Annotated in this window: 23 protein-coding genes; 4 read left to right on the forward strand and 19 right to left on the reverse strand. The window is 51.6% G+C overall.

Features of this window, described 5'->3' with window-relative positions; all coding sequences use genetic code 11:
- Positions 1-12: 12 nt before the first annotated feature.
- The 9 genes from bshC to V4U88_RS03950 form a co-directional block, all read right to left on the reverse strand.
- Positions 13-1,650, reverse strand: coding sequence for a bacillithiol biosynthesis cysteine-adding enzyme BshC (gene bshC, locus V4U88_RS03910; protein WP_334071910.1), 1,638 nt, complete (start codon positions 1,648-1,650; stop codon positions 13-15).
- 145 nt (positions 1,651-1,795) lie between these two features.
- The gene (locus V4U88_RS03915; RefSeq protein WP_334071911.1) at positions 1,796-2,737 is read right to left on the reverse strand and encodes an ABC transporter ATP-binding protein; all 942 of its coding nucleotides are present in this window, start codon (positions 2,735-2,737) and stop codon (positions 1,796-1,798) included.
- Positions 2,734-3,729 carry an ABC transporter ATP-binding protein gene (locus V4U88_RS03920; RefSeq protein ID WP_334071912.1) on the reverse strand — a complete coding sequence of 332 codons (996 nt, stop codon included), beginning with the start codon at positions 3,727-3,729 and terminating at the stop codon, positions 2,734-2,736. The genes V4U88_RS03915 and V4U88_RS03920 overlap by 4 nt, the downstream gene beginning before the upstream one ends.
- 11 nt (positions 3,730-3,740) lie before the next feature.
- Complete coding sequence (locus V4U88_RS03925) at positions 3,741-4,679, reverse strand: ABC transporter permease (RefSeq protein WP_334072071.1); 939 nt, start codon at positions 4,677-4,679, stop codon at positions 3,741-3,743.
- A gap of 26 nt (positions 4,680-4,705) precedes the next feature.
- Positions 4,706-5,638: an ABC transporter permease gene (locus V4U88_RS03930; protein ID WP_334071913.1), complete on the reverse strand. Its 933-nt coding sequence runs from the start codon at positions 5,636-5,638 to the stop codon at positions 4,706-4,708.
- A 204-nt stretch (positions 5,639-5,842) separates the two neighbouring features.
- Complete coding sequence (locus V4U88_RS03935; RefSeq protein WP_334071914.1) at positions 5,843-7,549, reverse strand: peptide ABC transporter substrate-binding protein; 1,707 nt, start codon at positions 7,547-7,549, stop codon at positions 5,843-5,845.
- A gap of 221 nt (positions 7,550-7,770) precedes the next feature.
- Positions 7,771-8,154 (reverse strand): DUF3397 domain-containing protein, encoded by a 384-nt coding sequence (locus tag V4U88_RS03940; RefSeq protein WP_334071915.1) that lies wholly within the window; start codon positions 8,152-8,154, stop codon positions 7,771-7,773.
- 73 nt (positions 8,155-8,227) lie between these two features.
- Positions 8,228-9,229, reverse strand: a complete 1,002-nt coding sequence (locus tag V4U88_RS03945) for a ketopantoate reductase family protein (protein ID WP_334071916.1) — start codon at positions 9,227-9,229, stop codon at positions 8,228-8,230.
- 117 nt (positions 9,230-9,346) lie between these two features.
- The gene (locus tag V4U88_RS03950; protein WP_334071917.1) at positions 9,347-10,000 is read right to left on the reverse strand and encodes an RsfA family transcriptional regulator; all 654 of its coding nucleotides are present in this window, start codon (positions 9,998-10,000) and stop codon (positions 9,347-9,349) included.
- 338 nt (positions 10,001-10,338) lie between these two features.
- Here V4U88_RS03950 and V4U88_RS03955 point away from each other — a divergent pair, with 338 nt between their 5' ends.
- Together V4U88_RS03955 and V4U88_RS03960 are read left to right on the forward strand one after the other, a co-directional pair.
- Positions 10,339-10,575 (forward strand): DUF2626 family protein, encoded by a 237-nt coding sequence (locus V4U88_RS03955; protein WP_334071918.1) that lies wholly within the window; start codon positions 10,339-10,341, stop codon positions 10,573-10,575.
- Between the two features lie 145 nt (positions 10,576-10,720).
- Complete coding sequence (locus V4U88_RS03960) at positions 10,721-11,797, forward strand: coiled-coil domain-containing protein (RefSeq protein WP_334071919.1); 1,077 nt, start codon at positions 10,721-10,723, stop codon at positions 11,795-11,797.
- Here the strand turns inward: V4U88_RS03960 and V4U88_RS03965 are convergent.
- A complete protein-coding gene (locus V4U88_RS03965) occupies positions 11,792-13,054 on the reverse strand; it encodes an extracellular solute-binding protein (protein ID WP_334071920.1) in 1,263 nt (420 codons plus the stop codon). The two genes, V4U88_RS03960 and V4U88_RS03965, sit on opposite strands and share 6 nt — an antisense overlap.
- A 163-nt stretch (positions 13,055-13,217) precedes the next feature.
- Entirely contained in the window at positions 13,218-14,549 is a 1,332-nt protein-coding gene (locus tag V4U88_RS03970) for a PhoH family protein (RefSeq protein WP_334071921.1), read from the reverse strand.
- A gap of 148 nt (positions 14,550-14,697) precedes the next feature.
- On the opposite strand from V4U88_RS03970, the gene V4U88_RS03975 reads away from it, so the two are divergent.
- Positions 14,698-15,315 (forward strand): YhcN/YlaJ family sporulation lipoprotein, encoded by a 618-nt coding sequence (locus V4U88_RS03975; RefSeq protein ID WP_334072072.1) that lies wholly within the window; start codon positions 14,698-14,700, stop codon positions 15,313-15,315.
- Positions 15,316-15,358: 43 nt separating this feature from the next.
- Here V4U88_RS03975 and V4U88_RS03980 read toward each other — a convergent pair whose 3' ends face one another.
- The 6 genes from V4U88_RS03980 to V4U88_RS04005 all read right to left on the reverse strand — a co-directional run bounded on the left by V4U88_RS03980 (position 15,359) and on the right by V4U88_RS04005 (position 20,761).
- Positions 15,359-15,811, reverse strand: coding sequence for a pyridoxamine 5'-phosphate oxidase family protein (locus tag V4U88_RS03980; protein WP_334071922.1), 453 nt, complete (start codon positions 15,809-15,811; stop codon positions 15,359-15,361).
- A gap of 76 nt (positions 15,812-15,887) precedes the next feature.
- The gene (locus V4U88_RS03985; RefSeq protein ID WP_334071923.1) at positions 15,888-16,973 is read right to left on the reverse strand and encodes an LCP family protein; all 1,086 of its coding nucleotides are present in this window, start codon (positions 16,971-16,973) and stop codon (positions 15,888-15,890) included.
- An 83-nt stretch (positions 16,974-17,056) separates the two neighbouring features.
- Positions 17,057-17,386 (reverse strand): YlaH-like family protein, encoded by a 330-nt coding sequence (locus V4U88_RS03990; RefSeq protein WP_334071924.1) that lies wholly within the window; start codon positions 17,384-17,386, stop codon positions 17,057-17,059.
- 50 nt (positions 17,387-17,436) lie between these two features.
- Positions 17,437-19,278 carry a translational GTPase TypA gene (gene typA / locus V4U88_RS03995; protein WP_334071925.1) on the reverse strand — a complete coding sequence of 614 codons (1,842 nt, stop codon included), beginning with the start codon at positions 19,276-19,278 and terminating at the stop codon, positions 17,437-17,439.
- Between the two features lie 164 nt (positions 19,279-19,442).
- Positions 19,443-19,937, reverse strand: a complete 495-nt coding sequence (locus V4U88_RS04000) for a hypothetical protein (protein WP_334071926.1) — start codon at positions 19,935-19,937, stop codon at positions 19,443-19,445.
- A 164-nt stretch (positions 19,938-20,101) separates the two neighbouring features.
- Positions 20,102-20,761, reverse strand: coding sequence for a TerC family protein (locus V4U88_RS04005; protein WP_334071927.1), 660 nt, complete (start codon positions 20,759-20,761; stop codon positions 20,102-20,104).
- Between the two features lie 138 nt (positions 20,762-20,899).
- On the opposite strand from V4U88_RS04005, the gene V4U88_RS04010 reads away from it, so the two are divergent.
- Complete coding sequence (locus V4U88_RS04010) at positions 20,900-21,610, forward strand: TerC family protein (RefSeq protein ID WP_334071928.1); 711 nt, start codon at positions 20,900-20,902, stop codon at positions 21,608-21,610.
- A gap of 67 nt (positions 21,611-21,677) precedes the next feature.
- Here V4U88_RS04010 and thiI read toward each other — a convergent pair whose 3' ends face one another.
- Together thiI and V4U88_RS04020 are read right to left on the reverse strand one after the other, a co-directional pair.
- Entirely contained in the window at positions 21,678-22,916 is a 1,239-nt protein-coding gene (thiI, locus tag V4U88_RS04015; protein ID WP_334072073.1) for a tRNA uracil 4-sulfurtransferase ThiI, read from the reverse strand.
- Positions 22,916-24,070 (reverse strand): cysteine desulfurase family protein, encoded by a 1,155-nt coding sequence (locus V4U88_RS04020; RefSeq protein WP_334071929.1) that lies wholly within the window; start codon positions 24,068-24,070, stop codon positions 22,916-22,918. Before V4U88_RS04020 ends, thiI begins: the two co-directional genes overlap by 1 nt.
- Position 24,071: the final 1 nt, after the last annotated feature.

Here is a 24,071-nt window from a genome sequence, read left to right on the forward strand (position 1 = left end):
GACTTTTCCCTCCTACAAGTTTATAATCCGGTGACTTCCCGTTACATCATAAGGAATTCCCGTCAAACCGTCAATCCAGTCCGAACCATAGCGGTTCAGGTAATAAAAAATATTATAGACTCTTTCCTGCGGTTTCCCGAGCGGGAATAGGGACAACTCAATACGATCGAAATGGCGGAGACCCGCTTCATTCGATTTCTCCAGGGCATCCTTCGTTTTGCCCCGCAGATAGTCGATCTGATCGACGATCTTATCGCGATTGGCCCCGCCCAGCTTGACGAGTCCCGCCTGAATCGTGCCCAACTGCTCGATCAGAGGATTATACATCGCCGTAAAGGCCGCTTTGATTTCTTCAAACCGCTCTTCCAGATTCAGCGAGTCTTGCCCGGCAAGCCAGGCTTCGCGCTTGCTGCGCAGAGCTTCGCGATCCGCTACGTCTTCCCAGCGCAGTCCATATTTCTCCATATGCTTTTGCAAGGTGCCTTCCATCACGGTAAAAGACTCCCGCGGCAGTAAAATCGGCATTTGCAGACCGAGCTTGCGGAAGGCGGAGCGCGTCAGTGCCCAGTAGGCGATTTCTCCCGCGCCCAGCACCGTACCCAGCACCGGCAGAAGCGAATCCTGCATCAGCGGACGGGTCAGCACATTGTTGCTGAAGCGTTCCGGGTGGGCGTGTAGCTCCCCGATCAGTTCTTCCCTCGAAAAAGCCACCTTGCCCTTGCGATCATTAAACTTGCCATCCTGCTTAAATAAAAGCAATCTTTCTCCTTCATGTATGTAGAAAAGATTCGCTCCGTCCTCCCGGACATCCGCCTGAAGCGTAAAGCCCCGTTCCTTTAAGGCCCGGGAGGTTTCCATATACGCTTCTTCCAGCTCATCGTTTCTCTCGATCATCGCTTCAAATACGGGGGCTTCCAGCCGTCTCAATTCGGGATCCGCGGAATCGAGCAGGATCAGTCCGTACCTGCCGAACCAATGCCCCATCAGCTTGGCGAAGCATTCCGTCAATGTTGAGGAGGAAGACGAGCATGTCCGGAACAGCTCCATCAACCCCGGCCGGAATTCGGTCTCCGGCAGCAATTGTTCCAGTTCGGCCGCCGCCTGGTCCCATGCTTCCGGCATCATCTCCGTCCAACTGACCGGCTTGCCCTGCTCATGACCGTCAGCGATCCGTACCCGGCTGACCTCCAGGCTGCCCGACAACACATACGCATGATTGACTTCGTCCCAGTCATGATCCTCGCCGGCAATCCAGAAGACCGGTACGACAGACCGTCCCAGCTTCCGTGAGGCTTCCCGGGCCGCCTTGATAATCGTCACCGCTTTGTATATAACGAGCAGCGGGCCGGTAAACAAACCGCTTTGCTGCCCGCCGACGATGACGGCTGTCCCCGGCTGAGCCAATAGCTCAAGGTTCTTCGCAACCGCGTCCTCCGGGTTGTGAAGGCGATTATATTCCCGCAGCCGGGACACCAGTTCTTCTCGACCTACACGGGAACTTTCGCTTTGATCCAGCCATTCGAGCCGTTCCTTCCAGCTCCGTTCCTCCTTGGGATTATACTCATAGAATGAGCTAACCCGGGCATAATCCTGAATGAGCGCTTCGGCGAGCGGTTGTCCCGTCGGCAGCGGCTCTTTCACCATATTCATCAGGGATCGATCCTCCTGTTCTTTTTTCACAAGCTTTAAACTTCTTAGCTTCTTATAAAATATAGCACAACCCCGGGACAATCGCGAAGCTAAAAAAAGACCCCGCACCGGAACACGGTGCGGGGCTGGGGAACGGGGACCCCAATTATCCTTTTTTCGGCATGGATACCCAGTGGCCTTTCGATACTTCGACCAACTCCGAGTTTTCCAGGTCGAAAGCGCCGCCGCTGGCGGAGCCGTCCTTCGCCGATGAAATCGGTCCGTTGCCGGTATCCTCCAGCAAAATCCGCTTCTTGTTGGCTTCCACTTCCGGATCCGGAATCGGAATGGCCGACAGCAAGGTTTTGGTGTAAGGATGAAGCGGATTGGCGTACAATTCTTCACTTTCCGCCATTTCCACGATCCGGCCCAGATACATAACCGCTACGCGGTCACTGATGTGCTTGACCATCGACAGGTCATGCGCGATGAAGAGATAAGTCAAACCGAGGCGGTCCTGCAGTTCCTTAAGCAGGTTGACCACCTGCGCTTGAATCGATACGTCCAGCGCGGAAATCGGTTCGTCGCAAATAATGAATTTCGGGTTTACCGCTAACGCGCGGGCAATCCCGATCCGTTGCCGCTGACCGCCCGAGAACTCGTGCGGGTAACGCGTAGCGTGATCCGGGTTCAGACCTACCATATCCAGCAGTTCCTCTACCCGTTTCTTCCGCTCGGCGCGGGAACCGGCCATGCCGTGGATGTCCAGCGCCTCCCCGATAATATCCGTGACCGTAAACCGCGGATTCAGCGAGGCGTACGGATCCTGGAAAATCATCTGCATGTCGCGGCGCATCGCTTTCATTTTGCGCGGAGACAGCTTGTTGATATCCGTACCGTTGAAACGAACGCTGCCTGCGGTCGGCTCATATAGACGAAGTATCGTCCGTCCGGCGGTGGACTTGCCGCAGCCCGACTCGCCGACGAGACCCAATGTCTCGCCTTCCGCGATCGAGAAACTGATATCGTTGACGGCTTTAAGCACATTGCCGCTGCCGACGTTAAAATATTTTTTGAGGCCTTCGACTTCGATCAGGTTCTTGCTCATGACGACTGTCCCTCCTTGGCCATCGGGTGAAGATCCCAGCAACGCGCCATATGCGTGTCACTGAACACCGTTGCGCCCGGATCGATGCGTTCGCAGATCTTCATGGCATGTTCGCAGCGAGCTGCGAACGGACAGCCGATCGGCGGCTTGATCAAATCCGGCGGCGTCCCGATGATCGGGATCAACGGCTCGCCCTTCTTCTGGTCAAGGCGCGGCATCGATCTTAGCAATCCTTTGGTGTAAGGGTGCTGAGGGTTTTTGAAAATCTCCCACTTCGTTCCGGTTTCGACGACTTCGCCCGCATACATAACGATGACCCGGTCACACATACCCGCTACAACACCAAGGTCATGGGTGATCAAGATGATCGACGTACCAAGACGCTCCTGCATCTCTTTCATAACGTCCATAATTTGGGCCTGAATCGTTACGTCAAGCGCGGTGGTCGGTTCATCGGCAATAAGCAGAGCAGGCCGGCAAGCCAGCGCGATGGCGATCATCACACGCTGCCTCATCCCCCCGGAAAATTCGTGCGGATATTGATTAAAGCGGGCTTCCGCATTTTTGATGCCTACAAGCTTCAGCATCTCAATAGCCTCTTTTTTCGCTTCGGCCGCTGACATTTTCTGATGTTTGATAAGCACTTCGGTAATTTGTCTACCTACCTTAATCGTAGGATTCAACGAGGTCATCGGGTCCTGAAAAATCATGCCAATATCTTTACCGCGAATGGCTTCCATTTCTTTGTCGCTTTTTTGCAAAAGGTTCTGTCCCTGGAACAGAATTTCACCTTGCTTGATTATGGACGGAGGGGACGGGATCAGTCGCATGACCGTTTGGGCCGTGACGCTTTTGCCACTGCCCGATTCACCGACGATCGCAACCGTTTCCCCCTTGCCTACTTCAAAGTTCATGCCGCGTACGGCTTTCACTTCTCCGCCTTTTACCTGGAAGGAGACATGCAAATCTTTGATTTGTAAAATCGGCTCCATCACTCCACCTCCTATTTCTTCAGTTTTGGATCCAGCGCGTCGCGAAGGCCGTCGCCGAAAATGTTAAACGCCAGCATCGTCAAGCTGATGACAGCCGCCGGGAACAGCATGCGCCATGGGTAGTACAGCCAACCGGTCAAGGCATCGTTGATCATCGAACCGAGCGATGCGATCGGAGCCTGTACGCCCAGACCGAGGAAGCTCAAGAAGGCTTCAGAAAAAATCGCGTTCGGTACGGACAAGGTCACGGTAACGATGATCGGACCTACCGCATTCGGCAGCAAGTGGCGGAACAACAGACGTCCGGAACTGGCGCCCATCGAACGGGATGCAAGAACGAACTCGCGGTTTTTGAGCTGCATAATTTCACCGCGGACGATCCACGACATGTTAATCCAGCCCGTAATCGTCAAGGCCAAGATGATCGTTCCCAAACTAGGTTCCATTACGACCAGCAACAAGATCGTTACCAGCAAATAAGGGATGGAGTACAGAATCTCGGAAAATTTATTCATAATTTCATCGACACGGCCGCCAAAATAACCCATAATGCCGCCGTAAATAACACCGATCATCAAGTCGATACACGCCGCGGCCAAACCTACGATCAGGGAGATCCGGGCCCCCATCCAGGTGCGCACCCACATGTCGCGGCCGAGGTCGTCGGTTCCGAACCAGTGCAGGGCGGACGGTTTTTGGTTTGTATTCATCAGATCGTTGGAATAATAGTTGTATCCGTGCACCCATTTGGAAATCAACGGACCGACAAGAGAGGCAATGACAATCAGCAACAGTACGCCGAGCGCGGTCATGGCCATCTTGTTGGAACGAAGACGATACCAGGCATCACGCCAAGCGGAAATACTTTCCCGTTGGATGACTTCCGCCTGTTTCTCATCCGTCCCGATTTTACGAAAATCTTCCGGCTTCAACTCCACAGGCGTTGGCATCACTTGAATTGGATTGTTATCCACCCTTACCCCTCCTTCCTTTTGCCAAGTTTGATTCTAGGATCAACAAAGATATAAGCAATGTCGGTAAGGAAGCGGGCCAGCATCAAAAGGATTCCGTAGAAGATCGTAATCCCCATGATAACCGGATAGTCACGACCCCCGATTGCTTCAACGAACTGTTTACCGATCCCGCCGATCCCGAAAATCTGTTCGATGACAACCGAGCCGGTGACAATATTCGCGGTCATCGGGCCAATATAGGTGACGACCGGCATAATTCCGTTGCGAATGACATGGCGGAAAAGAATAGCAAACCAGTTCAAACCTTTTGCCTTCGCTGTTTTAATGTAATCCGCATGCAGCACTTCCAGCATGCTCGAACGGGTCAACCGCGCGATAAAGGCGATCGGCTGCGCCGTTAAAGCGGCTACAGGAAGGACATAATACATCGGGCCCTTGAAGCCCATGGTAGGCAGCCAGTGCAGTTTTGACGCGAAAATATACTGTAAAAGCGAGGCCACGACAAAGCTGGGAACCGCGATGCCCAGCACCGCTAACACCATCGCCACATTGTCAATCAGTTTGCGATGATACAGCGCTGCCAGCATTCCAAGCAGTACCCCTACGATAACAGCTACTATAATGGCTACGAGTCCCAATTTAAGAGAAGCGGAAAAGGTTTGCCCGATGATATCGGAAACGTCCTGATTAATCTTCTTCATGGAAATCCCGAAATCCCCTCGAACAACGTCTCCCAAATACTTCAAATACTGCTGATAAACGGGCTTGTCCAGTCCAAATTGTTTATATAGAAGCTCTTGAATTGCAGGCGGCACCTTTTTCTCTGAAGTGAAAGGGTCGCCTGGAATGGCTTTCATCAGAAAGAAGGTGGCGGAGATCAAAATGAACAATGAGACCAACATGTAAAAAAACTTATTGGCAATGTAACGCACCATGCCCGTTAACACCTCCCTATCAAAAATTTCGACATAAACCGATTTTAGGTTAAATCCGGAACTTTGTCTATTCAATATAATTGCCATACCCCTACAAAGCTTGGAAGAAACCCGATGCACACAAAAAAAACGGGATATATATGGAATACCCACATATATATCCCGATGTAGCTATGCAATTCTTTAACGCACTAAACCATCGAATTAGTGTTCAGTCAGGTAGGCGCGAGTGTAGTCAATGGCTCCGCTGAAGTCAACAACTACGCCCTTCAACCATGTTTTTTCAAGGGCAACGTTGGTGTAATAGTACACCGGAAGGATAATCATGTTGTCTTTAACCAGAATCTCTTCAGCCTTTTTGAAGATTTCGTTACGTTTTGCGTTATCTTCCGTAGTTTTAGCCTCTTGAACGAGTTTATCATACTCTTCGCTCTTAAATCCGGTATCATTGTTACCGCTGTTGGAAGTCCACATGTCGATAAATGTCATTGGATCATTGTAGTCCGCGCTCCAGCCGTTGCGGGCGATTTGGTAGTTCTTGTTTTGACGGTTTTCGATGAAGACGCTCCATTCCTGGTTTTCGGTTTTCACGTCAACACCTAGGTTTTTCTTCCACATGTCGGCTGCAGCCAAAGCGAGTTTCTTGTGGGCTTCACTGGAGTTGTAAATCAAAGTGATTTCAGGCAGTGTCGTATAGCCTTCTTCTTTCATACCTTCTTCAAGCAATTTCTTCGCTTCTTCTACATTTTCGGTAAAGAATTCCTTGTCCGGATTTTCATTACGGAATTCATCCTTCACGCCTTTAATGCCTGGAGGCACAAAACCGAAAGCAGGCAACTGTCCGCCCAGCGTGATTTTGTCAACGATAGCTTGGCGTTCAAGCGCCATCGCGAAAGCTTTACGGATTTTCACGTTATCGAACGGTTTAGCCGTTATATTAAATTCATAGAAATAGGTACTGGCGATACCTTTAACTTTGTACTCGTCTTTCAGTTCTTTCTGAACGATTGGAATTTGGTCGGTCGGGATTTCGCCGTTCGGATGGCCCGCACGATCCAACTCGCCATTTCTGTAGCTCGTAAGCTCGGTAGCGCCGCTGTTTACGAGGGACATCGTGATTTTGCTGAGTTTGATTTCGTCTTTACCCCAATAGTTTTCGTTCTTCGTAACTTCGATCGTTTGGCCTTTTGTCCAGGTAGTCAACGTAAACGCACCGTTAACGATCATTTTGTCTTTGTTAACCGCCCATTTCGGATCGTCCTTCACGGATGGATGAACCGGATAGTAGGTATAGAAAGAAGTCAGACCCACGAAGTAAGGAGTCGGCGAAACCAGTTCCACCTCAAGGGTGTAATCGTCAACGGCTTTTACGCCGACTTGACTGAAGTCTTTGATTTTTCCTGAATTATAATCTTCAGCATTTTTCAAGTAGAACAATTGATAAGCATAAGGAGCTGCCGGATTTGTTTTCGGACTTAACACGCGCTCCCAAGCGAAAACAAAATCGCTGGCTTTCACCGGGTCGCCGTTGCTCCACTTCGCATCTTTGCGAAGATGGAAAGTAATTTTATTGCCTTTAGCTTCCCACTTCTCGGCTGCAGCCGGTTGAGGTTCACCGGACTCGTCCATACGAGTCAACCCTTCGTACATCGTTTTCAGAACCGTATTGGCCTGGCTGTCTTTCGCTTGAGCCGGGTCAAATGTAGGAGGCTCCGCACTCAGGTTGATTCTAAGCGTCTGATCCGCGGCCAACTTCTCTTCACCGCTGTTCGCAGCCTTCTCGCCGCCGTTGGAAGATGTGTTGCCACCGTTTGATGCGCCCTGGTTCCCATTCGATCCGCATGCCGCAAGCAGCGTGCCAACCGCAAGAACGAGCGTCAAAAGGAGCAAGAGGCTCTTACTCTTCTTCATCTTGCAGTTCCCCCTTAAAATTGTGGTATATGTTTTAAGATTATACAACCAGCGGTCAAAAAAATCCAACAAAAATTTTCAATAAATTAATCGAAAATTAATATAATCGAGCTTTTTCTTAACAAAATAGTCCAATATACAATATTGACTTTTCATTTCGTTTACAATTAACCTCGGATGTTAATGTTTTATGTAGATTTTTGCATACTCATTAGCTTAGCCTACTGCGCCGTAACATATGTAAAAATACTAATGAGAAATAACAAGACATAGGCCAGGCCCGTTCCCGCAAACGTAAGTCTCCAAACCGCTCTCAATAACCTGCGGACATCGACCTTCCCTTTCATCCGGTTTTGCGCTCCGCCGATGAGTCCGACGGCAATCAGCAGAATCAACAGGATAAGGTAGAACCCGAACTTGGAACCGAAGACGTTATTGAACAAGGCGGAAACCGAAAGGATCAGAAATACCGTGGTGACATCCATCGCCAGCTTGATCGCCGCTTTTTTGTCTTTCTTCATATAATTGGCGATGAAATACACCAGCAGAAAAGGAATGAATGGCATGACCGAAAGAACCCCGACAGACGAGAGTAATATACTCAATAGTTCCACCTCCCCGGCGCGATTGGAATTAAAAAGCTCACTCGCTTGGTTAAATGCTATATTTTTATACGGTTCAGACCGGATGAAGCGCCCTCACCAAGCGCCAGACAGCTTCATGTCCGGGAGCGGGAATCTTTGCCGCATGGGCCATCTCCACCAAACGCCCGTTGATATGATCCACTTCCGTTATCTCTCCCTGAAGCACGTCCTTCAACATAGAAGAGATGTTCCCCGAAGTGGAGCGGCAAACGCTCATGACCATAGCATAAGTATCGGGCTCACAGGGAATACCGTGCGCAAGGTAAATTTGCTCCGTCTCGCGGCATAACTGCTTCAGCAGTTGCCTCCGTTCTTCGCCGATGAGCAACTCTCCGTTAGAAACCCTTAACAACGCCGTTAAAGGATTAATCGCCGCATTGATCAGCAGCTTCTTGTAAATCTCCGTATCGATGTCATTCGACAAAATGGCTTGAAATCCTGCCTGCGTCAGTTTTTTTGCCAAACATTCAGCAGTTTTTACGTTTTCATGGCTCGCCCGAGTCTCATTTTCCCGACGATTCTCGCTTGAAACGGATTTCGCATACGCTTCCGCTGCCTGGGGCAGCCCTAGTTTTGTGACCCCCGCTCCGGAACGGATCACCTTGCTTTTGTCCGCCAGCTTGGCCCCTTCCGTAGTGATGGCCGCATAAACCGGAAATCCCGGGAAAGCTCCGCGCACCTTTTCGATATGTCCGATCCCGTTTTGAAAGCATAAAATCCCGGTGGTTTCGCCAAGCAGCTTCCCCGTATGCCGCAAAAGCGGCCCTTCAATATGACGCTGTTTCGTCATCAAAAAGACCCAGTCCGCCGCCTCCCCAACTTCCCCCTTCACCGCAGCATCGATAGGGTAGGCCGTAAAACTCCCCGGCGCAAGCCGAACCGCGCCGCCCGGGTATTCTATACTAAACCCGCCGGAATTCAAGAACTGGGATTGCTCCGGGGTTCTTGTCCAAAAGCGGACCCGCTCTCCGGCATGAACCAGCATTCCCCCAAACAGCAGCCCGAGCGCCCCGGCGCCTATAATCTCGATTTTCATCAGAAATACATCTCCTTCTTCTGCCCCGCCTCCGGTTTTCACTAATTCTTTTATACCAACCTTTTCTTCTCCCGAAAAGACAAAATCCCGCCGGATCGGCAGGATTTTGTCTTTTTGTTATTCGATGCGCTCCAGATTCCCGTTCGCATCCATTTTAAAACGGGTTTTCGCTTCTTCGTCCTCTTCATTCAGGAAAGCCAACCGGCGCGCCCGGTCCATAATTTGAATTAAAGCTTTGTAGTCATCGTTCACAACCCGGTAATCGGTCTGTACTTCATTCACTTGCGCAGACAACTGCTCGTTCTCTTCTCTTAGTCTGGCAAGCTGCTCCTCTTTCTCGCGCAGCTCCTTCTCCAAATTTTTTACATGCCTGTTCGTATCCTGAATGGAATTCTTCCAACCGCGTAAAAAACGGATGACGGCATCGATCGAGATCGTTTCTTCCGTAGCCCCATCGCTCCGGTAAGTCCCTTCTTCCAACTCGGCCGGGGCCAGTGAAGAAATGGCGGGATTGCCCGCGAGCGTCCCCTGCTTTTTCATATAGTTGCGTTTTTGGCGTTGCGCTTTGGCGATGCCGATCGCGGCTTCATATTTCTTCCGGACACAACTGTTCCACCGGAAACCGCAGGCTGCCGCCGTTCTTCCGATTCGTTCCCCCACTTCCTCAAATGCCGTCAACTGGGTGCTGCCTTCCCGAATATGGCGCAGAGTCACTTCCGCCAAGATCAAATCATCCTCAGCGCTCCACGCGTCTTGTCTAACTGCTGTCATGCTATAAAAACCTCCTAACGACATCCTGATATACCGTCTTCCGGCCGGAATTCCGGCAGGCTTGCTGGTAAAATATTTCTTACTCCATTTCTATGCCTCTCATAGAGTTCATAGAATCTATTTGATACTAAAATGTATTTCCAAAACGGCCCTGGTCCATACCTCACGTCAAAATAAAAGATTTTTTATAAGGGTGTAACTCAAGTCAATAACGAATATCACAAGTCAAGGTCTTAAAAGGTAAATTTAGTGACTTTTCGTTTACACTTATATGACTTGCGGGTATAATGAGGTATAGAATTCAGTAGACGTGTATACATAGGAAAGGGGGATTTCTCTTGGCACGCATGTTCCGCGTCCTCGGCTTCTTCACACTCGCCATCGGACTTATGGCATTTGCCGGTGACCTGATTGAAATGGCTTTGCTTTTTTTCCTGCAAACGGCGTTTTTCGTGTTGTTCGGCTACCTGAAATTCACGGAAAGAACCTATATCCTGTTGTTCTGGGGATATATGATCGTTGCCTTTACCGGCTTCAGCTATTGGACCATTTTCCAAATGGGGCTTCCGTTGTAAGCAATCCCCTTGGCTTTATAACTCAAAGGCGACCCGGCCGCGGCCGGGTCGCCTTTTTTTCATTTGGACAAAACTAATAACCCACTGCTATTCGCCGAACTGGTATCATATATATGATGTAATTCAACGTAGGGAGAGAAAACCATTGAACAGACGAACCACGGCGCTGTACCTTTCGATATTGTTTGCGTCCGTCCTCCTGTTCCCGGTCCAGGTTTCCGCCGTCCCGATGTCCGACGAGGAACTGAAAGTGCTGCAGGAGAGCCTTTCCATCGTGGAGCTCGACCGGGAAATCACGAGAATTGAGGAAGAACAGCGTCAAACGGAGCAATCCATCGGGGAGCTTGAACAGCAACTGTCCAGTAAGAGTGAACAGATCGAAGGCAGCCGGGAACAGGCCGGAAAGAGGCTGGCCGCTTATTATATGGGGGAAAGGGAAAGCTTGCTGTCCGCCTTGTTGTCGGCCAACAGCCTGAAAGATTTTTTGTCGATGCTGGATTATTATCAGCTTATTGCCGAAAGAGATCACTACATCTTGAACAAATACAAGACCGAGTACGACGGTTTGGAAAAGACCAAACGCAAATTGAACCGCTTGTCCGCGGAGCTTGGGTCCATGAAAGAAAGCCTTGTGAAGCAGCGGACCCGGGTAGCCGCCCTGCAACAAAGTGTTGACGGATCGCTGGGCGCAAGCGCGGACCCCGAGAAACTTAAAGCGATGATCGAGGAGTTGACCGTTTACTGGCAAAATGTCGGTCTATATGAAATACGCCGGTACTTTAAAGAACTGTCCGCGGCCATGGCGGAATTTCCGGACTTTTTGCAGGAGCACCAGGAGAGCCTTTCCTCCGAAAAAGAAGGGTATGTACTTACCGTCAAGGAGAAAGATTTGAACGATTTTTTGCATTCCCGTAGTGACTTGTTGAAAAATATGGCCTTTGTGTTCGAAAATGAACGCATTATCGCCGAAGGGCGCAGAGACGGCCTGGAGCTGAAAGTGGAAGGAACATACACGGTTGAGCAGGAACCGCAAAATTCGATTGTCTTCCACGTAAGCCGGATTGTTTTTAACGGACTGGAGCTTCCGGATACGACCCGTACGGAGCTTGAAAATGATTTTGATCTCGGCTTTTATCCCAAAAAAATCGTCCCTTTTGTGGAAGCCACCGAGGCCTCCATCCAAAAAGGGACGCTGATTGTAAAGTTAAAGCTGGATTTATAATCCTAATGAAGACAGTTCATTCAAGTAAGCCTGCATTCCTAAGCCGCCTTTAAGAAAAGCCGCGGTAACAGAGGCATATTTCTCCATCCTTTCGGGAATTTCGGCGCCTGCGGGTACCGGAGTTCCCTTTCCTTTTACAAGGGACGGAGGTAGACCGGCGGGTATACCGCCGTGCTCCGCCTGTACATACAGCTCTTTGCGAACCGGCAAGTTCCCGGTCAGTTCAAACCATTGACGCTGTTGAATCTGGTTCGTCATCGCGGCGATCCACCGCCCCGCGGCTTCCCCGTTGTCCGATCCGGCCGTCACCGCATAGCTCCGTCCCGTGATCCACATTTCCCCGGAAATAGCCTGATCCGGGAAGACGATATGGAGGCCGCCGGAATTACGCCGGCGAGCCTCACTCCATTTGACCAGCCCAAATATCGCTTCCCCGCTGGATAGTTTATTCCAGACATTATCTTGGCCGGAAGCGCCGCTTCCGGAATGGAGCAAATACGGACGCAGCGCATCCAGCAGTTTGACCGCTTCCTCGGTTTCTTTGGACCGCTTGAACACGGAGTTGGCATCGCTTGATCCGGTATGACCCGAAAGCTGCAAGGTCAATGATATCCCCGCATAAGGATCTCCATAGTCAAAGGTTATAAGAGAAGGTGGATGAGTTTGGGTTTTGTATTTTGCCAACAGTTCTTTCCAATCTTCCGTTGTCAAAGGGAGTTTCAAATTTTCCGCCTGCAGCTTGTCGTCCCGGTAAACCCACACATAGGGATCGATGTCCAACGGGACAGCCCATGTATAACCGTTCCACTCGTTCTGCGCCAAGGAAGCGCTTAACACCTCCCCGGTTAAGGTTCCCGGATAATAGTTTTCGGTCGGCAGCAAATATCCGTCGGAGGCCAGTTGGCGTACCCACGCATTGTCAAGCAGCAGCACGTCCGGAGACTCCCCGAGCTCGAGCTTCTGCCGAATCGCCTCCAATTCGCTTCCCATCGTAAGATTGGTTAACTCGACCTTCATTCCGGTTTCGTCCATAACCTTTTGATTCAGTTGCTGAAGTTCGCCAAATTCGGCTCCGCTCGTTTGAACCGCAACCGCAATATGTCCCGGCTCCTTATCCGCCTCCCTGTTTTGGGGGGCGACCGGTTCGGATTCGCCGCGATCTTCCGAACTCGTCAGCGTCGATGTCTCGCTGGGCGACAAATTTATCAAGGCGAGCAACAGGATGGCAAAAAGCACCCAGTGGTTTCTACGCTTCACACCCGTTCTTCCTCTCCGCAAGTTCAAACTTAATCACCTGTATCCCTGGACATGAGCCTATATTCCTCCTTATTGTAGCAAATCTTCCTGGAACTTGTCCTTACAAATCATGACAAAAAGCCGGGACAACGCCCGGCATTAACCCTTATTTTGCTCCTCTTTGTTACAGAAGATCGGCAGCGGCCTGCGCGAGCTTGGAGCGTTCTCCTTTTTCCAGCGTAATATGCCCGCTGATGCCCTGTTCCTTAAAACGTTCCACCAGAAAAGTCAGACCGTTGCTGGCGGAATCCAGATAAGGATGGTCGATTTGTTCGGGATCACCCATCAGGATGATTTTGCTTCCCTCCCCTACCCGGGAGACAATGGTTTTCACCTCGTGTCTCGTCAGATTTTGCGCCTCATCCACGATGATAAACTGGCCGGGAATCGAGCGGCCGCGGATGTAGGTCAGCGCTTCAACTTGGATGCTTCCCAGGCCCATCAGGATTTTTTCGATATCCCCCGATTTCTTGGTGTCAAACAAATATTCCAGATTATCGTAAATCGGCTGCATCCAAGGTCTTAGCTTCTCTTCCTTTTCCCCCGGCAAGTATCCGATATCCTTGCCCATCGGTACGACGGGCCGGGCAATGAGCAGCTTCTTATATTTATGATCATCCTCCACTTTCATCAGACCGGCGGCCAGCGCCAGCAGCGTTTTTCCGGTACCGGCCTTTCCCGTTATCGTAACGAGCGGAATCTCGTCGTTCAGCAGCAACTCCAGAGCCATCCGTTGTTGGGCATTGCGAGCGCTGATTCCCCAAACGGGATCATTGCTCAGAAATAGCGGCTCCAATCGGGAAGCATCCGCATTCACCCGCAGCAGCGCCGATTTCCCCGTCCCCATTTCATCCTTCAAAATAACAAATTCATGCGGATATAACGGATAGGTCAAACCAAGCTGATCTACGGACAAATAACGATACGAGTAAAATTCATCGATTAGCGAGGGATGTACTTGAATGGTCAAATACCCGCTATATAAATCCGAAGGCCCTGCGGTACGGTCGGACAAATAATCCTGTGCCGTAACGCCCAGAACATCCGCCTTGATCCGGACCAGGACGTCTTTGCTGACCAGAACGACCGGGCGGGGCTGGGGTTCTTCCTGCTGTTCCAGATGGTAGTTTAACGCTACTGCCAAAATCCGGTTATCATTCGTAATCTCAACAAACATGTCCTGGACTTTGAGAAAGCTACGGTGATTGAGCTCTACCTTAATCCTGCCGCCGGAGTCCAAGAGCACGCCGTCGTGAAGATGCCCTTTTTCCCTCAAGCCGTCCAATAGCCTTGATACTCTGCGGGCATTGCGGCCGATCTCTTCGGCGTTTCTTTTTTTCGAATCGATCTCTTCGAGCACCACGGCAGGTATGATCACCTCATGTTCGTCAAAAGCAAAAATCGCCCCCGGATCATGCAGCAAAACGTTCGTATCCAGCACAAAGATCTTCTTCACGGATATCCCCTCCACCGGAAATCTTGCAGCTCTGATTCGCATACATACTTTTTCCCGTCCGGGAAATGTTATTGGATAGAGGTAGTCAGATCCCTACTTGAAAGGACGGTTCAGCTTTATGCGAATATGGCTGTGTTTGTTAACGACGATGTTTCTGCTTACCAGCTGCGCCATAGGTTCTAGAAACGCATCACCCTCTCCTCAGGATCAAACGCAAACGAACCAGGTTCGGATGCAAGGCGGCAACGAAGTGGGAAATGGAGTTAGGAAAAATAACGTAAACGGAACGATGTCGCAACAAGATCGTCAAGTTCATTTGGAAGAGCTCGTAAAACGTATCCCCGGCGTACGGGACGCCCATTGCGTCATTATGGGCAATACCGCGATCGTCGGCATCGATGTGGACGCCAAGCTGGAACGGGCCCGGGTCGGAAGCATTAAGTACGCGGCGGCGGAAGCGCTGCGCAAAGACCCGAACGGAGCCGGAGCGATCGTCACCGCCGATATCGATCTCAACCAGCGGATCACCGAGATTGGCAACAAAATCTCAAATGGTCAACCGCTTGCCGGATTTGCGACCGAGCTGGCGGACATTATCGGGCGAATCGTTCCGCAAATGCCCGGCGATACGCGCCCTCGGGAGGGCCAAAATCCCGGCGACACCGGGAATCCTGGCGATCGCACGAACCAAAACGTGCCGGGAAATAACCGGACCGCTCCACAAACTGGAACCCAGCGGCAAATGAACATGGCTCCCGGCAGATAACGACCGGAGATGTCCAAAAGAAAAAGCCCAGCGAAAAAAATCGCTAGGCTTTTTTCATAGCGGCAAAAACCTGGTTGTCCAGCATTTCCGCCGCACGCTGATCATAGACCTTGGCATAGGCCGGTGCGGACGCAAGCTGTGCTCCGTAAAACAGCGCATTGCGAACCGCATCGATTTTCAGATCGAAGCAGCACATTTTGAAGGGGACCCCTTCGAGCGGGTCCTGAACCACTTTCGTTTTGCCGTTAATCGCATAGATCGTTTCTTCCCCAAACACAGTAACCGTAATTCTCGGATGGGCCACGATGTTGCGAACCAGCCTGGATCGGTGATCCAGCGCAAAACGCAGGGTGGAGTAATCCAGGGCATAAATCCAGGAAATCGCGCTGGAGGTCGGACCGCCGGTTTCTTCATCCACCGTGCTTAATAGTACGAAGGTTTCAGATTGAAATGCGGTGTACAAGGCTTCAGACAATTGGGTAACGAGTTCGGACATAAGCGCCAGCCCTCCTGTAATACAAATTACTTATATCAATTGTATTATATCATTGCCGAAAACTTGCATTCAATCGTTACTCGCCCGCTTGTACATCTTCGGATTTCTCTTCCGCGGCCCCCGCCGGCTTCGTTCCGGCCAGCTCGTCCTTCAGCGCCAGTTTCGCCTTATCAAACTCTTCCTCGCTTAAATAAACATAGGGGCTCTTCCACCGTCCCGTGACCGGGACAAAATCCACGTTTTCTTTTGAAATATTCCAATAAGTGGCGATCAAGTTCTTCATTTGCTCGGATTCCAGATCGGTCTCCATATTCTTGCCGACGGATTCGATCACCTTGCCGGCTCCAAGCACGCCGTTCAGCGACTTGGCCTGGTCGATCAATGCGTGAAGCACTTCGTTTTGCCGCCGGTTCCGGTCGAAGTCATCGGAAGCTTTCGTTCTCGGCCTGCAATTCGATTTGCGGTACCGGACAAACCCAAGCGCATCTTCGCCGTTCAAGTGCTGCGGCCCTTCTTTCAAGTTAATGTCGGTGCCGTCGGCACTGTCACGGTAGCACATATTGGCGTCAACATTGACATCGACTCCCCCGAGCGCGTCAACCACATCGCGGAAACCCTGGAAATTCAGCACAGTCACATAATCAATCGGCAAATCGAAGTACTTGCCGATCATCGTCTGCATCTCCTGCTCCGCAGGGATGCCCGACTTCTTCTCAGCAGCCAGGAAATTCGGGTAATAGGCGTTCAACTTGTTCGGCCGGTAGCCGTCCAATTCAAGGAGTGTATCCCGCGGCAGCGAAACTACTGTGGCCGATTTCGTCTTCGGATTCATCGCCACCACCATCATGACATCGCTCAAATGCGTTCCTGTCTGTTTACGGTAGTCCGTACCGAGCAGCAGCATCGTAAGCGGCTTGACTTTGGCGGATCTTTCCGGGGCCACTTTGCCGGAGGTTCCGGTATCGTCTATAACTTTGTCTACGGTCAGATACAGATAACCGGCGTAAGCCCCCACCCCAACAACGGCAAAGATCATCAGGCTGAGCAGCACTTTCAAGAACGTTTTGCCGCCCGACTTTTTCTTTTTCCTCGGTTTTGTACTTTTGGATGTGCTCTTTTGGCTCTGCCCCCGTGGAGGCAACCCGCTGCGATCAGAACTCATGAATTATCACACCTGATTTCAAGTAAAATAGTCGTGTAAATAAGGACTTTTGCTCATTCAGCAAAAGTTACGTCTGTTTACGGCTACTCTTGTTTGTTCGCTGCCGTGCCTTGCGCCGACGCGGTGGCCGAGGCCGCTTCCTGCTTCCGTTTGCGGCGTCCTTCCACAAAGTAGCGGATCCGCACCATCAGCATCAGAACGACGGCGACAAGGAGACATTGAATAATCGGCAGTTTGTCGATCTGAAAAATCAGCAAAAGGAAAGACCCTATCGCCATCAGCACGTACAGAAAGATCTCCTTAAGTAGGGGAAGCTTCTGCCCCGTGCGAAACACTTTGTTGTACACGAAAATCACCAGGGCAAAAATTAACAGATACGAAATGACCGGATTTTGCGCAAACCAAGCTTGCAAGACGGGTCCCTCCTTCATGGTTACATTCATGAATTACCTATTAGGGAAGATCAAATATTGGCATCCGCATTTTTGCGGTGCTTCTCCGCACGCTCGCGTTCGCTCTTGTTCAGAATCTTCTTGCGAAGTCTGACCGATTTCGGCGTAACTTCGCAATATTCGTCATCGTTCAAATATTCCAGCGCCTGCTCCAGCGAGAAGAGCCGCGGGGTTTTCATTTTCACCGTTTCGTCTTTGGTCGCCGAGCGGACGTTGGTCAATTGCTTCTCTTTGCAAATATTGACGACGATGTCGTTATCGCGGTTATGCTCGCCGACGATCATCCCTTCATAAATCTCCGTCCCCGGTTCCACAAACAACGTGCCCCGGTCCTCAATCGAAAGAATGCCGTAGAGAGTGGAAACGCCGTTTTCGCTGGAAACCAGAACGCCTTCATGGCGTCCGCCGACCTGTCCGCCCACAAGCGGCCCATAGCTGTCGAACGCATGGTTCATCACGCCATAGCCGCGGGTCAAAGTCAGGAAATGCGTAGTGTATCCGATCAGACCGCGGGCCGGAATCAGGAACTCAAGCCGAACTTGTCCCGTCCCCGTGTTGATCATATTGACCATCTCCGCTTTTCGGGAGCCCAGGCTTTCCATGACGGCGCCCATGCTTTCCTCCGGCACATCGATCAGCAGGCGCTCAATCGGCTCCATTTTGACGCCGTCGATTTCCTTGACAATAACCTCCGGCTTGGAAACTTGGAGCTCATAGCCTTCCCGGCGCATATTCTCGATCAGAATGCCAAGATGCAGCTCGCCGCGGCCGGATACGATGAACGCGTCCGGGCTGTCCGTTTCGTCGACACGCAGCGAAACGTCAGTCTCCAGTTCTTTAAACAGACGCTCGCGCAGTTTCCGCGAGGTGACCCATTTGCCTTCGCGTCCCGCAAACGGACTGTTGTTCACGAGAAAGGTCATCTGCAGGGTAGGCTCATCGATTTTCAAAACCGGCAAGGCTTCCGGCTGATTCGGATCGGCGATCGTTTCCCCGATGTTGATGTCCTTGATTCCCGCGATCGCCACGATATCGCCGGCACCCGCTTCTTCGGTCTCCACCCGTTTCAAACCCTGGAAGCCGAACAGCTTTTCGATTCTCGCCGTCTTCTTGCCGCCATCGCGCGTCATTACCACCACGCTCTGACCTTGACGGATAATCCCGCGATTGACGCGGCCGATGGCGATCCGGCCCAAATATTCGTTGTAATCCATCAGCGTTACCAGGAACTGCAGCGGTTGGTCCACTTTCTCGGTCGGCGCCGGGATATGATCGACAATCGTCTCATATAAAGCAAGCATATTCTCGTCCTGCTTCTCCGGATCCAGACTGGAGGTTCCGTTGAGAGCGGACGCATAAACGACCGGGAATTCCAACTGCTCATCGTTAGCTTCGAGTTCGATGAACAAATCGAGAACTTCGTCGATGACTTCAGCCGGACGAGCGGCCGGACGGTCGATTTTGTTGACGACCACAATCGGTGTCAACTGATGCTCCAGCGCTTTGCGAAGCACGAACTTCGTTTGCGGCATACAGCCTTCGTAGGCATCGACTACGAGCAGAACGCCGTCGACCATTTTCATGATCCGTTCCACCTCGCCGCCGAAATCGGCGTGTCCCGGGGTGTCCACAATGTTGATCAAATAGTCTTTATACGTAATGGCGGTGTTCTTCGCCAGAATCGTAATCCCGCGTTCCCGTTCCAGATCATTCGAGTCCATCGCGCGTTCTTGAACGGCTTCGTTCTCCCGGTAAATTCCGGATTGCTGGAGGAGCTTGTCGACCAGAGTCGTTTTGCCGTGGTCGACGTGGGCAATAATCGCAATATTGCGAATGTTTTTTCTTTCATGCATGGGTTTTCTCCAAATCCTTTCATCTCTGTTTACTTATTTCCTAAAGCTTGGATCAGCTTGATTCACCACAAAACAAGCGTCGGATAATTCACATCACCGACGCTTGGACATATCCCCTATATTATACGCAAAATCGTGAAAATTTCAAGAACTTCTCTCCGCCATCACCAGTTGCGCCGGGTTTTGCCGCGGGCCGCAATCAACCAAATTCCGATCGCGATCAAGACGATGGCCACCACATATATTAGCGCCAGGGAAAACAACGTAAATCCGAAGCAGATAACCGAAACACCCGCTAAAATGACGGCCGCGAGCAGAACGCCGCTCTGGCGCATCTTCGAGAAATACTCATATTCATAAAGCCCCACCGCGATGCCGAGGATCAGCCCCGGCCAGGTATACTTAAACGTATGCCAGCCCCAGAAATTCGCTATGAAGAACAGAATACTGTAGACGACCAGAATGCCCCCCGGCAATAACAGCTCGGAAGGTCCTTTCCGCCAAAAATGCCAGAGGTGAAAAATAATCCCCGGAACCAGCAGAATCAAAGGCCAGAGCGCCTTGCCCAAAAAGCTGAATACCCCGAGCTTTCCCAGCAGGATGACGATACCTGCGGCCAAAATCAAAATTCCCGTCGTGAGCTTGTTGTTATCGGACATCCCATCACACACCTTCCAGATGACAATGAAGGACAGGCCGCAGCAAATTACGACATTTCCTTCTCATTCCAGTTTATCACGAACAAAGCAAAAAAAACCACTCTGCCGCCCTGGCGGAAGAATGATTTTTTGCAAGGATTTCCGTTTGTACAACGGGGTTGCAATTACCCGCGATTGGCATTATATTTATGAGCCCAGCCGAACATAATAACGAGCGCGGCCAGAACAAAAGGCAGCAGGTGGGACAGAGTCGGGACGATCGTCTCAAGAAGGCCTCCCAGCTTTGGATCATTGAGGAGCATTTCCCCTGCCGTGTATCCCAAAATTCCCGCTCCGGCATAGGTCAAAATCGGCAGTCGCTGCAGCCATTCCGCAATGAGATTGCTTCCCCATACCACGATCGGAATGCTGATGCCGATGCCGATCACTAGAATAGCCAGATCACCGTTGGCCAACGCCGCAATCGCAAGGACATTGTCCAGGCTCATTATAAAGTCGGCGGCCAGAATCGTTTGAACCGCCCTCCACAAGGTGCGCGCTTCTTTCACCCGGGTATCCTCCCCATGCGGCATAAGAAGCTTAAAGGCGATGCCGGCAAGCATCAGTCCTCCGGCCGCCTGGATGAAAGGTATTTGTAATATGATAACTGCAATCCAGGTCAACAGGCAGCGCAGCAGCACCGCGCCGAGGGCTCCCCACCAGACCGCCTGTTTGCGTTGGTTGTGGGGCAGGTCTTTGCTGGCCATGGCGATGACCAGGGCGTTGTCCCCGCTGAGCACCAGATTGATAATCAAAATCTCGGAAAGCAGAAGCAATTGTTCCACACGTATCCCCCCTTTAAAACATGTATGTCCCGAGGGGGCAAGCTATGCTTTTTCTTTTGTCGGTAATAAAAATCTGGACAAATGAATCCTTTTGGTTAAATAATTCGTATATACGTTTGTAGAGGAAGTGACCTTCAAGTGGAATTATTCAGTCCAGCATTTTTTCTCGCTCTGGTCAACATCATTTTTATCGATTTGATCCTGGCCGGGGACAACGCAATCGTCATCGGGATGGCGGCCCGAAAGCTTCCGCAAAGCGTTCAGAAGAAGGCGATTTTATACGGTACCGGCGGTGCCGTTTTACTTCGTATCCTGGCTACGCTGGTCGTGGTATGGCTCCTGCGCATTCCGTGGCTCTTGGCGGTGGGCGGCCTCATGCTCGTCTTCATCGCGTATAAAGTGCTCTCCGATGAAGGTGACCACGATTCCATCGAAGCCAAGGATTCGCTTTGGCCCGCTGTCCGCACGATCGTTATCGCCGACGCGGCGATGGGACTCGATAACGTAATTGCCGTCGCCGGGGCATCCGGGCAGCATATGATTCTCGTGGTGATCGGCCTGCTGATCAGCGTTCCGATTGTCATTTGGGGAAGCACCCTGTTTATCAAGCTGTTGACCTTATTTCCGTGGATCGCTTATGTTGGCGCCGGCGTTCTGGCTTACACCGCATCCCATATGATTACCGAAGAGCCGCATTTCCTGCACTTCTTTGAGGACAACCCTGTCATTCGCTACCTGTTCATTGCCCTGGTCGTGGCGGGGGTTCTATTGGCTGGCTATCTCAAGAAACAGAAACAGAAACAACGCAACGAAGAGAAGAAGGCCAAGTCGCACCCGGCAACCCGATAAAAAGCTGTGCAAAAAAAGAAAATCGCTCCCGAAAGCCAAATCAAGGTGGCCTTCGGGAGCGATTTTTTTAAAACCATTTTTCGGGAATAGCCGCCGTCTCTTCTTGGCCGGACTTCCGCTTGACCTCTTCATGCGGACGGATGACCAGCGTTTCCGTACCGTTTACGGCAGCTTCCACCTGCTCGGCGAGTTCCGTTAACCCGGCCTCAATCTTTTCCACAATCCGAAGGTTCGGATTCGTGGAGGGGGATTTCGGCACAAATAAAGTGCAGCAATCCTCATAGGGCAAAATCGACAGGTCGTACGTACCGATTTTTTTCGCTGTTTGAATAATCTCTTCCTTGTCATTCATAACGAGAGGACGAAGCAGCGGTAGATCGGTAGCCCGCCCGATGACATTCATGCTGGGCAATGTTTGGCTGGCCACTTGTCCCAGACTGTCGCCGGTCACAAGGGCAAGCGCACCACTTTGCTCGGCAAGCTTGGTGGCGATGCGGAGCATGGATCTCCGCATCAGCGTGATGATCAAATTCTCCTGCCCGGTTCGGGCCAGCGTCGTTTGAATCTCCGTGAACGGGACGAGATGCAGCCTGACCTGGCCGGCATAGCGGGACAGCACCTTGGCCAGCTCGATCACCTTCTCCTCGGCCCTCTTGCTCGTAAACGGGTAGCTGTGAAAATGCACGCACTCGATTTCAAGACCGCGGCGCATCGCGGACCACCCCGCGACCGGACTGTCAATTCCCCCGGAGAGCAGCAGCATCGCCTTGCCGTTCGTCCCCAACGGAAAGCCGCCCGCCCCTGGAATGACTTCGGAAAAGATATAAGCTCCCTGCTCCCGAACCTCCACGCGCAGCTCCACTTCCGGGTGGTGGACATCCACCTTGAGTTGCGGGGAGGACTGAAGCACCGGCCCTCCGATCAATCGGTTCATTTCCTGAGACCCGTAAGGGAACTCCTTCCAGACCCGCCGGGCATTCACCTTGAAGGGAATGGAACGGTCGGAAGGAAGTTCCTGTACAAAATCCTTGGCCACCGCAACGATCTCCTCCAGCCGGAGAGGTGCGATTTTAACCGGGCTGATGGAGTTCACGCCAAATACCTGTTTCAGCGCTTCGGCAATCTCCATCGCGGGCTCCCCGTTTAACCGGACATAAATCCGGCCGAACTCCCTTAAAATCTCCACCGCGGGATATGGGCGAAGCAAAGTTTTTATATGCATCAACGCCGCCTTTTCAAAGCGCGTGCGGTTTTTTCCCTTGAGTGTGATTTCTCCAAAACGGAGCAGCAGCATATCGTATGCGATCATGTTATGTTCTCTCCCTTTAAGTGTCGGACTCGGGCTACCGCTTTGTTCAGTGCGACAAGCAAGTCCTGAATATCCTGCTCGGTATGCTCATCGCCCAGACTGATGCGAATGCCCGAGTGGCAGATGTCCGGCGATTTCCCCATAGCCTGAAGAACGCGGCTGGGCTCGGCTTTCCTCGACGAGCATGCGGATTTGGTGGACACGAGAAAACCCTCCTCTTCCAGCATATGCAGCAAGGCCTCCGCTTTCATGCCGGGGTGGGAAAAATGCACGATGTGCGGCGCTCCTTCCGGAATCGAATTCATCTTAAGCTCGGGCAGCCGCGAAATTCCTTCCATTAGCATCGCCTTGAGCCGCTCCAACCTTTGCGAAACCGCCGGTTCCGCAGCCTTCGTCATTCGAATCGCCTTGGCCATCCCGACGATATAAGGGATGTTCTCCGTCCCCGGACGAAGCTCCCCTTCCTGCCCTCCCCCCGTCAATAGAGGAAAAAGCGTTACACCATCACGGACATAAAGAAGCCCGATTCCTTTCGGCCCTCTTATTTTATGCGCTGACAGACTATATAAATCAATGCCGCTCCCCTTGAGGGACAACGCGGCCTTTCCGAATCCCTGAACACCGTCCACATGAAACAGTACCCGGGGATACTTCTTTTTCAGCATGCTGCCGATTTCAGCCACCGGCTGCACGCACCCCGTTTCATTATTGACATGCATCACGGAAACCAGAACCGTGTCCGTCTTAACAGCTTTCGCCACTTGCTCCCCTGTGATTCTTCCCGCCGCGTCGACTTCCAGATAGGTTACCTCCCAGCCCTGGCGTTCCAGCTGTTTGAAGGATTCAAACACGGAAGGATGCTCCGTCTTTGTCGTGATCAAATGTTTCCCCCGGCTCATCCACTGCAGGGCGGCGCCTTTAATCGCCATGTTGTTGCTTTCGGTAGCCCCGGAGGTAAAAACGATCTCTCCGGCTTGGACTCCCAAAGCTTCCGCGCAAACCTCTCTCGCCTTCCGCAACAAGCGGGCGCTTTCTTCGCCGTAACGGTGCAAAGAGGATGGATTCCCGTAGTGGGCGGACATCACCTCGGTGATCGTTCGGACGACCTCCTCATAGGGAGGTGTCGTTGCCGCGTAATCGAAATATTTCATG

It is taken from the genome of Paenibacillus sp. A14 (assembly GCF_036864815.1).
Classification (GTDB): domain Bacteria; phylum Bacillota; class Bacilli; order Paenibacillales; family Paenibacillaceae; genus Fontibacillus; species Fontibacillus sanfengchensis.

Bases quoted from the DNA above. Each gene is read 5' to 3' on its own strand.
- bshC (WP_334071910.1), bottom strand. From the start codon at position 1,650: ATGAATATGGTGAAAGAGCCGCTGCCGACGGGACAACCGCTCGCCGAA.
- V4U88_RS03915 (WP_334071911.1), bottom strand. From the start codon at position 2,737: ATGAGCAAGAACCTGATCGAAGTCGAAGGCCTCAAAAAATATTTTAAC.
- V4U88_RS03920 (WP_334071912.1), bottom strand. From the start codon at position 3,729: ATGGAGCCGATTTTACAAATCAAAGATTTGCATGTCTCCTTCCAGGTA.
- V4U88_RS03925 (WP_334072071.1), bottom strand. From the start codon at position 4,679: ATGCCAACGCCTGTGGAGTTGAAGCCGGAAGATTTTCGTAAAATCGGG.
- V4U88_RS03930 (WP_334071913.1), bottom strand. From the start codon at position 5,638: ATGGTGCGTTACATTGCCAATAAGTTTTTTTACATGTTGGTCTCATTG.
- V4U88_RS03935 (WP_334071914.1), bottom strand. From the start codon at position 7,549: ATGAAGAAGAGTAAGAGCCTCTTGCTCCTTTTGACGCTCGTTCTTGCG.
- V4U88_RS03945 (WP_334071916.1), bottom strand. From the start codon at position 9,229: ATGAAAATCGAGATTATAGGCGCCGGGGCGCTCGGGCTGCTGTTTGGG.
- V4U88_RS03950 (WP_334071917.1), bottom strand. From the start codon at position 10,000: ATGACAGCAGTTAGACAAGACGCGTGGAGCGCTGAGGATGATTTGATC.
- V4U88_RS03975 (WP_334072072.1), top strand. From the start codon at position 14,698: ATGTTTCTGCTTACCAGCTGCGCCATAGGTTCTAGAAACGCATCACCC.
- V4U88_RS03980 (WP_334071922.1), bottom strand. From the start codon at position 15,811: ATGTCCGAACTCGTTACCCAATTGTCTGAAGCCTTGTACACCGCATTT.
- V4U88_RS03985 (WP_334071923.1), bottom strand. From the start codon at position 16,973: ATGAGTTCTGATCGCAGCGGGTTGCCTCCACGGGGGCAGAGCCAAAAG.
- typA (WP_334071925.1), bottom strand. From the start codon at position 19,278: ATGCATGAAAGAAAAAACATTCGCAATATTGCGATTATTGCCCACGTC.
- V4U88_RS04000 (WP_334071926.1), bottom strand. From the start codon at position 19,937: ATGTCCGATAACAACAAGCTCACGACGGGAATTTTGATTTTGGCCGCA.
- V4U88_RS04020 (WP_334071929.1), bottom strand. From the start codon at position 24,070: ATGAAATATTTCGATTACGCGGCAACGACACCTCCCTATGAGGAGGTC.